At 43.3% G+C, this 13,378-nt stretch carries 15 protein-coding genes; 4 read left to right on the top strand and 11 right to left on the bottom strand.

Annotated elements, in window-relative coordinates:
• Positions 1 to 121: 121 nt before the first annotated feature.
• Positions 122 to 544, bottom strand: coding sequence for a GNAT family N-acetyltransferase (locus FO440_RS01540; protein WP_144246467.1), 423 nt, complete (start codon positions 542 to 544; stop codon positions 122 to 124).
• A gap of 75 nt (positions 545 to 619) precedes the next feature.
• Here FO440_RS01540 and FO440_RS01535 point away from each other — a divergent pair, with 75 nt between their 5' ends.
• Positions 620 to 1,279 (top strand): ferredoxin reductase domain-containing protein, encoded by a 660-nt coding sequence (locus tag FO440_RS01535; RefSeq protein WP_144246466.1) that lies wholly within the window; start codon positions 620 to 622, stop codon positions 1,277 to 1,279.
• A gap of 116 nt (positions 1,280 to 1,395) precedes the next feature.
• Here the strand turns inward: FO440_RS01535 and FO440_RS01530 are convergent, their stop codons facing one another.
• Both FO440_RS01530 and FO440_RS01525 read right to left on the bottom strand, forming a co-directional pair.
• Positions 1,396 to 1,824, bottom strand: a complete 429-nt coding sequence (locus tag FO440_RS01530; protein ID WP_144246465.1) for an endonuclease domain-containing protein — start codon at positions 1,822 to 1,824, stop codon at positions 1,396 to 1,398.
• A 103-nt stretch (positions 1,825 to 1,927) separates the two neighbouring features.
• A complete protein-coding gene (locus FO440_RS01525) occupies positions 1,928 to 3,469 on the bottom strand; it encodes an acyl-CoA carboxylase subunit beta (protein ID WP_144246464.1) in 1,542 nt (513 codons plus the stop codon).
• Positions 3,470 to 3,629: 160 nt separating this feature from the next.
• Between FO440_RS01525 and FO440_RS01520 the strand changes: the two genes are divergently transcribed.
• The 3 genes from FO440_RS01520 to can all read left to right on the top strand — a co-directional run bounded on the left by FO440_RS01520 (position 3,630) and on the right by can (position 5,491).
• Positions 3,630 to 3,899, top strand: a complete 270-nt coding sequence (locus FO440_RS01520; protein ID WP_144246463.1) for a hypothetical protein — start codon at positions 3,630 to 3,632, stop codon at positions 3,897 to 3,899.
• A 153-nt stretch (positions 3,900 to 4,052) separates the two neighbouring features.
• Complete coding sequence (locus FO440_RS01515) at positions 4,053 to 4,817, top strand: YoaK family protein (RefSeq protein ID WP_144246462.1); 765 nt, start codon at positions 4,053 to 4,055, stop codon at positions 4,815 to 4,817.
• Positions 4,818 to 4,819: 2 nt separating this feature from the next.
• Positions 4,820 to 5,491 carry a carbonate dehydratase gene (gene can, locus FO440_RS01510; RefSeq protein ID WP_144246461.1) on the top strand — a complete coding sequence of 224 codons (672 nt, stop codon included), beginning with the start codon at positions 4,820 to 4,822 and terminating at the stop codon, positions 5,489 to 5,491.
• 145 nt (positions 5,492 to 5,636) lie between these two features.
• On the opposite strand, the gene pruA is transcribed toward can, so the two are convergent.
• The 8 genes from pruA to FO440_RS01475 all read right to left on the bottom strand — a co-directional run bounded on the left by pruA (position 5,637) and on the right by FO440_RS01475 (position 13,338).
• Positions 5,637 to 7,271 carry an L-glutamate gamma-semialdehyde dehydrogenase gene (pruA, locus tag FO440_RS01505; protein ID WP_144246460.1) on the bottom strand — a complete coding sequence of 545 codons (1,635 nt, stop codon included), beginning with the start codon at positions 7,269 to 7,271 and terminating at the stop codon, positions 5,637 to 5,639.
• An 803-nt stretch (positions 7,272 to 8,074) separates the two neighbouring features.
• Complete coding sequence (locus FO440_RS01500; RefSeq protein WP_222103916.1) at positions 8,075 to 8,329, bottom strand: helix-turn-helix domain-containing protein; 255 nt, start codon at positions 8,327 to 8,329, stop codon at positions 8,075 to 8,077.
• Between the two features lie 132 nt (positions 8,330 to 8,461).
• The gene (locus tag FO440_RS24275; protein ID WP_186292543.1) at positions 8,462 to 8,626 is read right to left on the bottom strand and encodes a hypothetical protein; all 165 of its coding nucleotides are present in this window, start codon (positions 8,624 to 8,626) and stop codon (positions 8,462 to 8,464) included.
• 161 nt (positions 8,627 to 8,787) lie between these two features.
• The gene (locus FO440_RS01495) at positions 8,788 to 8,973 is read right to left on the bottom strand and encodes a hypothetical protein (protein ID WP_144246459.1); all 186 of its coding nucleotides are present in this window, start codon (positions 8,971 to 8,973) and stop codon (positions 8,788 to 8,790) included.
• A 143-nt stretch (positions 8,974 to 9,116) separates the two neighbouring features.
• Positions 9,117 to 9,620 (bottom strand): hypothetical protein, encoded by a 504-nt coding sequence (locus FO440_RS01490; RefSeq protein ID WP_144246458.1) that lies wholly within the window; start codon positions 9,618 to 9,620, stop codon positions 9,117 to 9,119.
• Positions 9,621 to 9,638: 18 nt separating this feature from the next.
• Positions 9,639 to 10,466, bottom strand: a complete 828-nt coding sequence (purU, locus tag FO440_RS01485; protein ID WP_144246457.1) for a formyltetrahydrofolate deformylase — start codon at positions 10,464 to 10,466, stop codon at positions 9,639 to 9,641.
• A gap of 61 nt (positions 10,467 to 10,527) precedes the next feature.
• The gene (locus FO440_RS01480) at positions 10,528 to 11,451 is read right to left on the bottom strand and encodes a DUF5996 family protein (RefSeq protein WP_144246456.1); all 924 of its coding nucleotides are present in this window, start codon (positions 11,449 to 11,451) and stop codon (positions 10,528 to 10,530) included.
• Between the two features lie 132 nt (positions 11,452 to 11,583).
• Positions 11,584 to 13,338, bottom strand: coding sequence for a DUF885 domain-containing protein (locus tag FO440_RS01475; protein WP_144246455.1), 1,755 nt, complete (start codon positions 13,336 to 13,338; stop codon positions 11,584 to 11,586).
• Between the last annotated feature and the right edge of the window lie 40 nt (positions 13,339 to 13,378).

The raw sequence follows: 13,378 nt of genomic DNA, 5'->3' as shown, positions 1-13,378 counted from the left end.
CAAATATAGTAATTGAGGTAAAAGGTTAAAGGATAAAGTGAGGTAAAAGGTTGTCGTAATTAAGGTAAAAGGCTAAAGGTGAAAGGTTTTTTAAGTTGTATTAGCTTTTACCTTTCTGCCTTTAGCCTTTCATCTCAAAAAGTTTTTTCTCTATGATCTCGTAATCAAAGCCATTTTTTGAAAACAAGGTGCCGGTTTGCACAAAACCGTGTTTTAAATAAAAACCGATAGCGCTGATCCGCGCGTTGCACCAAAGGCGTGTTGCGCCTTCGGCGATGGCAAAATCTGTAATATAGCTTAACAATTGCCCGCCCACGCCCCGGCCCTGCATGGTTTCATCAACCGCGAACTTGCGAAATTGAAAGTCGGCACCTTTTATAAAGAGCGACACAATAGCTACGATATAATTATTATGGAAAGCAGCGAAATGGTAACCGTTGTCATCCTCGTCCATTTTCATACGGCTCAGATGTTCGGCAGGGTAAAGTACTTTTTGCCGCAGCTTCCACGTAAGTTCAGGGCGGATCTGTTCGATGTATATCATTTTTAAATAAAGATAGAACCTTTGTTGATGAATTATGTAGTAAACTATAACCCATTATCCGGAAAATTAAAGAATATGCATAAGGTTAAAGTTTTAAAAACAGAATTTATTACCCACAATGTAAGGCACTTTGTTGTGGAGCGACCGGCAGGGTATACTTTTATATCAGGCCAGGCTACTGATGTATCCATAAACAAACCCGGTCTTGAAAACGAATTAAGGCCATTTACCTTTACCGGCCTTAACAGCGGCGAAAACTTAGAATTTACCATTAAGATATATCCGGACCATCATGGTGTTACAGAAAAGTTAGGGACAATTGTAGCCGGCGACGAGTTGATCTTACACGATGTTTTTGGTGTGATAAATTATAAACAACCGGGCCTGTTTATTGCGGGCGGGGCGGGTATTACTCCTTTTATATCTATTTTGAGGCAGTTAAAAGCCGATAATAAACTGGAAGGTAATACCTTGCTTTTTGCCAATCATACAGAAAAGGATATTATATTAAAGGATGAGCTAAACGAGATGCTTGGTTCAAATTTTATCAATGTTATAAGCAGCCCCGAGTTACCGGAAACCCACGCGCAGACTATTGACCGTGACCTGATCAAACAATACCTAAATGGCCAGGCCAACTACTATATCTGCGGCCCGGACCCATTCGTCGAGGCCATGATTGGATACCTGAAAGAATTAGGTATACAGCAATCGCAAATTGTGGTGGAGGAGTAAATAGTTAGTTTGAGGTAATAGGCCAAAGATTTAATGTGAAAAGGTTTTTTTTATTAACTCTAAGAGCAGGGTCAAGCGCGATTCCCTCCCCACGGGAGGGGCAGGGAGGGGTTTAGCTAACTATTCAATATCGAAACATCAAAGCCTACTGGCAGTTTTACAGAAGGATCATTTTTAATTAAGTCAATTACTTTACTTTCAATGGTTCTTAAAACATTTTGCATGTCATATTTAACTTCATGCTCACTAAATCTGATAAACTTTATACCTAAGCTTTCTAATTTTTCTTGTCTTTTATCGTCTTTTAATGAGGCTTCTTCGGAATAGTGATACATGCCATCTATTTCAATTGCTAAGTATAATTCCTTACAATAAAAATCGACTATGTAATTGTCAATACATCTTTGCCTGTCGAAATCAAAACCCCACAATTTGTCTTCTTTAAGTTCATTCCATAATAGGACTTCGCCAAAAGTCATGTCTTTTCTCAGCTTACGAGCAAACTTCTTTAAATGAGGATTATATGGAATTATCTTTTTAGCCATTTGCTTACCGCTTTGTCAAACCCCTCCCTTCACCCTCCCGTGGGGAGGGAATCGCACGAGGCTTGGCTTTTAAAATCCGAAATCGAAAATCCGAAATCCGACATCACAAAGGAATATTCCCATGCTTCTTCCTCGGATTATTAACCACTTTGTTCTCCAACATTTTAAAGGCGTGGATCAGTTTTAGCCGGGTTTCTGATGGTTCTATCACTTCGTCAATAAAGCCACGCTCGGCGGCGCGGTAAGGGTTGGCGAAGGTGTCGCTGTATAGCTGCTCTTTTTCCTTCCATTTGGCTTCTTTATCTTCTGCGGAGTTGATCTCGCGCTTAAAGATAATTTCGGCAGCGCCTTTGGCGCCCATAACCGCAATCTCGGCAGATGGCCAGGCAAAGTTCATATCGGCACCAATGTGCTTGGAGTTCATCACATCATAAGCGCCGCCGTAAGCTTTACGGGTAATAACAGTGATCCGCGGAACGGTAGCCTCGCAGAAAGCATATAAAAGTTTGGCTCCGTTAGTTATGATAGCGTTCCATTCCTGGTCGGTACCCGGCAAAAAGCCCGGTACATCTTCAATAACCAGCAGCGGGATATTAAAGCTATCGCAAAAGCGCACAAATCGCGCGCCTTTGGTTGAGGCGTGCCTGTCTAACACGCCTGCCAAAAAGCCGGGCTGGTTAGCAATAATACCAATACTGCGGCCTGCCAATCGCGCGAAACCCACCACAATATTTTCGGCAAAATCTTTATGTACCTCTAAAAACGAATCGGTATCAATTAAATGGGTGATCACCTCGCGCACATCATAGGGTTGCAAAGCGGCTTCGGGTAATATGTTGTTTAAGTCGGGCCGTAACTCATTTGTTGGCTCGTATGGTAATGCCGGGGCTTTATCCTCGCAGTTTTGCGGCATATAGCTCAGCAGTTTTTTAACATGCTGAATGGCTTCGATCTCGTTAGCGCAGGCAAAATGTGTAACCCCCGATTTACTGGCATGCGTATTAGCGCCGCCTAGCTCTTCTGATGTTACAACTTCGTGGGTAACCGTTTTTACCACGTTAGGCCCGGTTACAAACATATAAGAAGTATGCTCGACCATTAAAATAAAATCTGTAATGGCAGGCGAATACACCGCGCCTCCCGCACAAGGGCCCATAATAGCCGAGATCTGCGGCACCACACCGGATGCCATGGTATTGCGGTAAAAAATATCGGCATAGCCGCCTAAGGATACTACGCCCTCCTGGATGCGTGCGCCGCCCGAATCATTTAAACCGACAACCGGCGCGCCATTTTTTATGGCCAGATCCATGATCTTGCAGATCTTTTCGGCATGGGTTTCTGACAGCGAGCCGCCAAATACGGTAAAGTCCTGCGAGAAAACATAAACCAGCCTGCCGTTCACGGTGCCGTAGCCGGTAACAACGCCGTCGCCCGGGTATTTCTCTTTCTCCATCCCAAAATCGGTAGACCGGTGGGTAACCAGCATGCCAATTTCCTGGAAAGAACCCTCGTCCATTAAAAAGTGCAGCCGCTCGCGTGCGGTAAGCTTTCCTTTTTTATGCTGACTTTCAATACGGGCCTCGCCGCCACCTGCCAACGCCTGCCTGCGTTTATGTTTTAGTAACTTTATTTTATTGTCCACAGTAGTATTTATAGTGTGAGATGATAAAAATAACAATTAAATGATATAATTGGCGTTAACAAAACGGAATCAAAAACGTTAAGGTTTTATATTTGTCGTAATGAACGCTAAGAACAGGAAAATAATGTCACTGCTATTTATGTTCGTCTTCACTCTGAAGATGAGCATATCGCTTGTGCCTTTATTTACTTTTTTAGACAGCGGTACTGCTAAAGCTGTAATTATGCAACTGGAGCAGGAAACTAAAGGCGAAAAGGAAACTAATAGCAAAGAATCTTTTAAAGAAAAGAAAGCTTTTGATGAACATTTCCTGGCCATGTTTCATTTCGACCCGTTTTTAACCGAAACAAACTACCTGCACAACCGCGAGCACGCTTTACTGGTGCAACTATTCCATCCGGTTGTCCCCACACCGCCTCCCAACGTATAATTAAATAACCCGGACGTTTTGTACCGGGATGTTATCGATATTCATTAAATTTAATAAAATTTATAATTGCCTGTCGGCATTATGAACCATGACGGTTCTCGCTTTTACTGCGGGGTACCGTTAATTCTTAATTAGTATATCACAACAAAGTATATGTTAAAACGATCAAAAACTGACCGTACGTTCAAAGAAAACCTGATGCTGGCTTCGTCAACAGCTGCTGTATCAGGTATTATAAACGTGACCAGTGTGCTGGCGTTCCTGGTATTTACCTCGAACGTTACGGGCCACGTTGCCAATTTATCCAAACACATTGTCGAGCAAAATTTTGGCGAGATGGTTATCTTCATTATCTGGCTATTCATGTTCTTTGCCGGGGCCTTCCTGGCTAATTTCATCGTCAAATCGTACGAAGGGAAAAGCTATTATCGCGCTCATTCTATCCCCGTGGTTATTGAGATCATAGTGCTGCTGTTTGTAGCTATTTACGGCAATCACTTTTACCGCGAAACCCAGCAGGAAAAGGAGATAGTGATAGCGGTGCTGCTTTTTTCAATGGGCTTACAAAACAGCCTGGTGTCAACCATTTCTGGGGGATTGATCAAATCATCGCACCTTACCGGTTTGTTTACCGACCTTGGCGGCGAGGTGGCCGAATGGATGCACCCCAAAACTACCAAGACCGAAGTTGTGCGCAACAAAATATACATTCGCCTAACCGTATTGGGTTTTTATATTTTAGGCGGATTAATTGGCGGATACTTCTTTAATTTGTATGAGTTTGCGATATTTTACGCTGTACCGGTGATATTGCTAACCATACTTTACTATGACCTGTCTGAACTGGCGCTGCACAAATTAATGCGCATTTTCAGCTTTAATAAATCAAATCAACTAACAACACAAAAAACAAAATAATTATGCCTACAAGATCATTGCACGATACCAATCACATTACCTACGAAGGACTTTTAGCGGGTAATAAAAGATTTATAGAAGAAAGCCTGGCGCTTGACCCTGAATATTTTGACAAACTGGCTAACGGGCAAAATCCGCCCGTGCTTTGGATAGGCTGCGCCGATAGCCGCGTACCTGCCAACCAAATAACCGGTACCCAGCCGGGCGAGGTGTTTGTACACCGCAACATAGCCAACATGGTTATCCATACCGACATGAACATGCTTAGCGTGCTTGACTATGCCGTGAATGTATTGAAAGTGAAACACGTAATTGTTACCGGCCATTATGGTTGCGGTGGTGTAATTGCCGCTATGGGTAACAAGGGCGTTGGCTTAATAGACAACTGGTTGCGCCACATTAAAGACGTTTACCGTTTACATGCAGACGAGCTGGACGCGATTGAAGACCATCAACAACGTGCCGACCGCCTGGTTGAGCTGAACGTAATAGAAAACGTTTACAACCTGCGTAAAACCACTATTGTACAAAATGCATGGGCAGCAGGCCAGGAACTATCTGTACATGGTTGGGTTTACAGCCTTAAAACAGGTGTGATCACCGATCTGAAAGTAAGCGCTACTGACAATAACAATATGGAAGAGGTGTATAGGTTTGCCCCCCCCGCCCCCTAAAGGGGGAGCTTTTGAAACGCTTTATTATTTCAAAAGTTACAAATAATAAAAAAGACCAAAGCAGTTTATCGCTTTGGTCTTTTTTATTAATATCGAATAATGAATTTTGAATATTCGAGTTCCCCCTTTAGGGGGCGGAGGGGGCTTAGTCTTTCTGCAAAAACGGGTACCTGTAATCCTTCGGCGGATCAAAGGTTTCCTTGATAGTTCTTGGAGATACCCAGCGCAGCAGGTTGATCATCGAGCCGGCTTTATCATTAGTACCTGATCCTCGGGCGCCGCCAAATGGCTGCTGGCCTACTACCGCGCCTGTCGGTTTATCGTTTATGTAGAAGTTACCTGCAGCGTTACGCAGTTCTTGTGTCACTTTGGCAATAGCGTAGCGGTCCTGTGCTATGATGCTTCCGGTCAGGGCGTAGATAGAGGTGTTATCTACTATCTTCAGTATCTCGTCAAATTGATCGTCCTCATAAACATAAACTGTTAGCACAGGGCCAAACAGCTCGGTACACATGGTTACATAGTATGGGTCGGTTACTTTAATTACTGTAGGCTCAATAAACCAACCCTGGCTTTTATCGTAGTTGCCTCCGGCGATTAGTTCTACATCTTTATCCGCTTTAGCGGCATCAATATATTTAGCCAGCTTATCAAACGATACTTCAGTAATAACCGCGTTCACAAAATTCTCAAAATCTTCGGTTGGGCCCATTTTAATGGTAGCAAGATCGCGCTGCATATTTGCCTTAACCGCCGGCCATAATGATGCAGGGATGTATGCCCTTGAAGCAGCCGAGCATTTCTGTCCCTGGTATTCAAACGCGCCGCGTACTAAGGCGGTGCTTACTACGTCGGCATCGGCGCTGGCATGTGCCAGTACAAAGTCTTTACCACCGGTTTCGCCTACTATACGCGGGTAAGTTTTGTATTTATGGATATTGGTACCTATTGTTTGCCAGATAGTCTGGAAAACAGGTGTTGAACCGGTAAAGTGGATACCCGCAAAATCAGGGTGGTTAAAGATCACATCGCCGGCTACGGGGCCGTCAACATAGATCAGGTTGATCACACCCGGGGGCACGCCTGCTTCAAGGAATACCTGCATCAATACGTTAGCGGCGTAAATTTGCGGGTAAGCCGGTTTCCATACAACCACGTTGCCCATCATAGCGGCTGATGTTGGCAGGTTGCCCGCGATAGCGGTAAAGTTGAACGGCGTTAAGGCGAATACGAAACCTTCCAGCGGACGCTGTTCTACACGGTTCCAGATGCCTTTTGGCGAGATAGGCGGCTGTTGCGCGTAGATCTCGGTCATGTAATGCACATTAAAGCGCAAAAAGTCAATCAGCTCGCAAGCTGAATCAATCTCGGCCTGGTACGCGTTTTTCGACTGGCCAAGCATGGTAGCCGCGTTGATCTTAGCGCGGTACGGGCCCGACAGCAAGTCGGCAGCTTTTAAAAATATGGCGGCACGCTGTTCCCATGGCAGGTTCTCCCAGGCCGGTTTGGCAGCTAATGCAGCGTCAATAGCCTGTTCTACTGTGCTTTTGTCGCCTTCGTAGAAATTGGCTAATAAATGTTTATGATCATGCGGCGGGCGGATCTCCATCCTTTTGCCCGTATGTACCTGCTTGTCACCAATGTACATGGGTATATCTATCTTGTAGGCGCGGGCTTCGTCCAAAGCTGCTTTAAGCGCGGCGCGTTCCAAACTGCGTGGGCCGTAGTTTAATACAGGCTCGTTCTGCGGTGTGGGGACATTAAAAAATCCTTTTAGCATAATGGTCAGTTAATTTTTAACGAAGTTACAATTAATGTGCAAAAGTGCGGATATGCAGGCATGCAAATTGATTTTGTTATGACGGGTGTTGATGCGCAACGGTCTTTTTATTCGTAATTCAAACAATTACAATCAATAATAGTTGTTAGCACGTATTTGACGCATCTATTCGTATTTTCTAAAAGCCGCTCTTTGTCTATTTTAATATTTAATCGCTTTCATTATGTACCAGAGCAGGGAGCTGGCTATCCGGAACTTAAAAGTTATCGAAAAGAAGCATGAATTTTACTTTATCGCTAATAAAATCAGCATATTGGATTGTGTTTAAATTAGCGGGCTGGACGACGTAAGTGTCAAGGTAATTAATAAAGACCTGCCTGCCGATATTGTGTTTGACATAGACACGGTTTTTTGGAGATAAAAGGGTTGATATGCGTATCAGCGCATGATAATTAGAACTGAAAGGAATAAAGTTTATTTGCCATGGATACGATGGGCGGTTATTTTTGTTCTGATTACCGATGAAAGATTGTCAAGTGCCGATACGGCCCGTCATAGCACGGGCTTTTTAATGCTACTATGTTTAACTTTTTGCAGCGTATTACTTATGAATTGGGAATTTGCTATCCGATACCTTAAAGCAGTAGAAAAAAAACACGAAGGTTTTTTCATAGCTAATAATTTAAAGATATTAGACTGTGTTGCCATATCCGGAACACGGGTTATTGATATTGAAATTGATAGATACAAGCTCACCGGCGAGATTATAAACGATATAAATTCAATGTTCTGGCTAATTTAATTTATGCCGCGTTCTCTTGTTTTCCATCCTCTAATAATTCTTTTGGGGTAATTTCAAGCACCTCGGCTATTTGGTAAAGCCTTTCTACATTGATGCTGCTTGCGCCCTGCTCAATTTTACTGTACCCGCTTTGTGAGATGTTTAGCCGGCCGGCTACGTATTCCTGGCTGTAATTTAAATGCTCGCGTTGCCGGCGAATGTTTAACGCCAGGCGTGCCATGTGTTTGGCAACGTTGATAATGATCATTTCACCCATAACAAATTTGTTTTATATCAAATGGCGGTACAAAATCAAATTTTGTAGTGGGCTAAAAAAAAGATGTAGATGCAGTTGATCAGGTATCGCTTTTAAGATAACCCAACCGGTGCAATAAGGTTTTAAATCTGTCTAAATAAATGCCAGTAAGGTAATTACAAACACTATAACATATAATGCCACCTCTATAGCGTTACGCCTGATGAGTTGCGAAAAGTTTAATTCTGAAAAATATTTGTTAAAAAAACCGTTACCGGCTGATGATGAGTTGTTAGGTTGTTGCGTAGTTGTTGCCATGGTTTTGTTCTTTGATATCCAAAACTTTGTTATTTAAAAAATCATGTATCTATTCTGCATTTGTTATAATTGATATTTCGTTTAAGTTAACAACAATTAAATGAACTTTGTTTAAAATGTGGATAAATTAAAGCCGCTTTTGCTGTATGGTCGCATAAATATTACAATGCATCATAAATGTCTTCAATGATTTGAGCGGGCAATCCTTTTTTTATTTTTAACACAGGTAGTTTTTTATTCTGAAATTCTACATAGTCAGTTATCTGCTTTTGTTGCTTTTCAAAGAAATCTGCATGCTTTTGCTGCACTGCCAGCAATACACTTAATATTTTTTCGTAGTCTTCCATATAGCGATATCACTTCCGGTACCACTGTTTGCAATTATATAGCCAAAAAAAAGCCCGTCATAACAGACGGGCAGTATCGGCATTAACGTATCGGCATTTAGTTGATCAAATTTAACTAATATGCAACTGTATGGCAAGCGTTTTTACGTATTACTTTGCAAGTTATCCTGTATCTCTTTTATACCTGCTACTATTTCATCCAATTGTAAACGATTAAAGCCCATCTTATCAGATGCCCTGATTACTACCTGGTTTTTAAAATAATTGTTATAGATCAATAGTCGCATGGCGCCACCAACATTATTACTGCTTAACGCGTATTTATAATAGGCCGTTTTTAAATCGATGGTCCTGCTTTTTTCATTGCCCCAAAAGTCTGTATAATCATATTGAAGAGTGCCTTCGGCTTTAAACAGTGTAACCATAACCGGGTCTTGAGAAAAAAACAGGATACTGCTATCAACCGGGATTAAAATCAGGCATATAAATAACCAACTCATCCCATTATCATACGAATGTTTGTTGTGCATTAACAGATACCAAATAATAATGGTAAAGGCATTTATTAATAAAAAGCCGCTCAGTTTTTTATTGGGGGATGGTTTATCTCCTTCAGGTATAAACTCAACAGTGTCGCTTGTTCCCATGAATAAATTATGCAGATATTAATCAAACACCACCGTTTTGTTTTTATGCACAAACACCCTGTCCTCAAATACCATTTTAAGGGCGTAGGCCAGAACGGAGGTTTCAATTTCCTTGCCGGCCTTTACCATATCGGTTACGGTAAATGAGTGGTTTGCGGGGATGATCTGCTGCGCGATGATAGGGCCTTCATCCAGTTCGTTCGATACAAAATGCGCAGTAGCACCGATCAACTTTACGCCACGCTCAAATGCCTGGCGATAAGGGTTGGCGCCAATAAACGCCGGTAAAAACGAGTGGTGAATATTGATAACCCGCATAGGAAATTTGGCCACCAGGCTGGGCGATAAAATGCGCATAAACTTGGCCAGCACAATGTAATCAGGCTCAAAAGGCAAAACTATATCTGATATTTCGCGCTCAAATTCTTCCTTGGTTTTGCCCTCATGTGGTACCAGGAAAAACGGCATATCAAAGCGTTTGCAAATATCATGCAGTACGGCATGGTTGCCTATTACGCATTGTACCGTAGCGCCTAAAGTTTTAAAGTAATTGCGTACCAGTATATCAGCCAGGCAATGGTACTCTTTGGTAACCATTACCACTATTTTTTTTTGCGGGACAGGGTTGATAATGATCAGGGCACCCTTCGGCAGCATTGCCCTTATGCTGGTTTCAAGGCCGGGTACGTCTTCAATTTCTTCAACCTCCAGCCGCATAAAAAACATATTCTCTACCTTGTCTACATACTCGCGCATGGTAATGATGTTGAGTTGTTGTTTTGCCAGCGCTGAAGCAATTGCGCCCACTAAGCCAACCCGGTCGCTGCATTGTATTACAATGATCATGATATGGTGATTTTAGGTATCTGTAATTATTGTCTTAGCTGTGACAAGATATTAAAAAAATTTATCTTTCAAGCCACGAAAAATCACATTCTAAAGCCTGCCTGTCCCAGTTACCGGTGTTGGCGGCTGCGGCGTAGGTGGTTTCTAAAAAAACAAGTAAAGCGCCTTCGGGGTCGGCGGTATTATACACATCCTCATACTTTAAAAAAAACTCGCCCATATCTGTACTGTAAAAGGCTTGGGCAGGTTCAACTGGCTGCTGGCCAAATGTAGCAGGGGTAGGGTAGCAGTAGGCGTAAAATGCCGGGTAAGGAAACTGCTCGCTGCCGGGCCAGAACCCGCAGCTGCTTACCTCGTGCGAGTAGGCCTCCTGCATTACCCTGTCGGGCATGTTTGGCGCGCCGCCCGGATGCACGGGTGCCTTGCGCCCCGAGAAACGGGTAACCGCCAGGTCAAACGCGTCCCAGAAAAAATGTACCGGGCTACACTTGCCGCTAAACTTAGATCTGAATTGCGTGAATACGGTGTTGATGGTTAACAGCGCCTTAAAAAACAGTTCCATCTGTTCTTTATCGTAGGCTTTATGCACTTCGTCTTCAGCAAACGGAATGGCAGGGTCAAGCTCGTTGGGTTTAGCGTAAATGGTTACTTCTATCTTGAGCAATGCCATTTTTTCAAAAAGTTCTTTATAAAAGCTCGCTACAGTGCGCGGGTAAAGATCAATGTACTGGTGCTCGCCGCTGCTGCAGGTAACTATAACCCAGTGCGCTATAAAATCAAAATCTATCTGGAAACTGCCCTCGCCATAGGGGATGCTATGCGTTGACAGCCCGCGCGGCGATACATATAAAGTAACATGCCAAGAGTGGTTAAGCCAGGGCATGCTTTTTAACCTGATCTTACCTACAATTTGTGTCCATAACTGCACGGTAGCAACCGTGTCCTTCAGTTTATCAAAGCTTAATTCGGGCCAGTTATTGTTCATGTTGTTGGATTAAAGCATTAAACAAAAAACACATTGTCATCCTGAGCGATAGCGAAGGATCTGTAAACTCAGCAATCGCCGCCTGGAAGATCCTTCGCTATCGCTCAGGATGACAAAAGAAAAAAAGCAGTATCAATTATCCTTCCCATCCGCCATTGCCGACCGGATCAGTTTTACAGGGGCGCTGCCATAACTCAGGAACTTTTCATTAAACTCTTTCAACTTGTATTTATCACCCATTTTGACTTTATAAGCGTCGCGCAGGTCCATAATTTCTTTGTAGCCGTCGTAGTAGCTGTCAAGCTGTACGCTGGTTACACCTACGCGTTTCCATTTGCCTTCGGCCTCGGCCTGTTGCTGAAAAGCTTCGTGGGTTAAAAACTTAAGCGCCTGCTCTTTGGTCATGCTGTTGCTGTGTACGTCAAAATCAAGTATGGTATTACAAACCGAGCGCAGGTGCCATTTGTACCACATCAGTTTCATTTCGGGCGATGTATCATAGCCGGCATCCAGCATCATTTGCTCGCCGTAAACGGCCCAGCCTTCAACCATGGCGGTACTGCTAAAAATAGATTTAACCAGGCTTGGCGCGTTATTGGCATAAATCAGCTGCGCGTAATGGCCGGGGATAGCTTCGTGCATGCTCAGGATCTGTAATGTATAGTCGTTGTATTCGCGCAGGTAGCTTTCGGCTCTATCGGCAGATAAACCTGTTAGGCTGATGATATTGTAATACGCGGTCCCGTTTTTGTCATACGGCCCCGGCGAACTCATTGACGCTACAGCCGCGTTACCAAAATAAGCAGGCTGTTTGCGTACTTTCAAAGGTTTGCTGGGGTCAAGTGTTAACAAGTCTTTATCTTTTACAAAGGCCGAAAGTTTTGGCAATTGCTTTTCAATTTCTGATGGAAGGTCGGCCGCTGTGGTATGTTTGCCTGAAAGCGTATCCAGCACCCGGCTTACCAGGTCTAACGAGTCGGCAGGCATGGTTTTTTTGCCGAAATATTTAGGCCATAGCTCTTTACTCAATTTAACCATATCGCCATGGATCTGTTTTTTGCGCTCGGTGGCTATATTAAAAAGCTGCTGCGCGCTAAAGGCCGATTGGGTTTCGTACTTAAACTTATCTTCATACAACTCTTTTCCCAAGCGGAAACTGCGCGGTTTATCGCTCTTTAAAGCTTGCAGCCAGCTGATGTATCCTTTAATTGCATCGACAGCAAGCTTGGCGCGATCTGTCATTTGCTTTTGCTCTGCCGCTGGGATGATGGATTTCTTTAGCGAGTCGGCAAACTCTTTTTCAAGAATGTTGATACCGCCGGTTTGCTGCTCAATGGCCAGCGCGGTAAGTTCAGGGGCTGGATTTTTTATTTGTTTCTCGGCCTCTTTGTAATACAGTGGCAGGTCGGCCATTTTTTGATGAAGATTGCGCAGGCGTTTTGCCAAAGGCGCGTAATGCTCATTAAGCATATGTGCAAACGCCGGTATCACATTATAGTAGGCTGGGTTCCATTGGTAATCTTTTAACACGCTGATCTTCCAGTTGCTGTATTCCAGCTGGTTTTGCAGGATATGGTAATCCATTTTATTTGATGGCGTAAGGTCGTTAACTTCAAATTTAGCTAACGAGTCCTGTTGTTTTTTGAGAAAAAGCGACATCGCTTCCCTGTTCTTATCGTTAGGGATCACCAGAAGACTGTCGTATTTATGATAGCCTTCATCGGTGCCCCATTCAGGGTTCAGTTTCCACAAGGCGTCTAAAAAGTGGGTTTCGTAAGCGGTAAATGAGTCGTTGCCCTGTGGGGTAAGCGGCGGGGCCTGGCCGTCTTTCTTGCAGCCGATAATAAATAAAGAAAAAGCTATTAAAAAAGATAAACTACGCGTCATTGCCGGAAATATTTTTGTTGGATAAACTTAGAACATTTAA

This window comes from Mucilaginibacter corticis (assembly GCF_007558865.1).
GTDB classification, from domain to species: domain Bacteria; phylum Bacteroidota; class Bacteroidia; order Sphingobacteriales; family Sphingobacteriaceae; genus Mucilaginibacter; species Mucilaginibacter corticis.
This window is presented reverse-complemented; position numbering and strand designations above follow the sequence as displayed.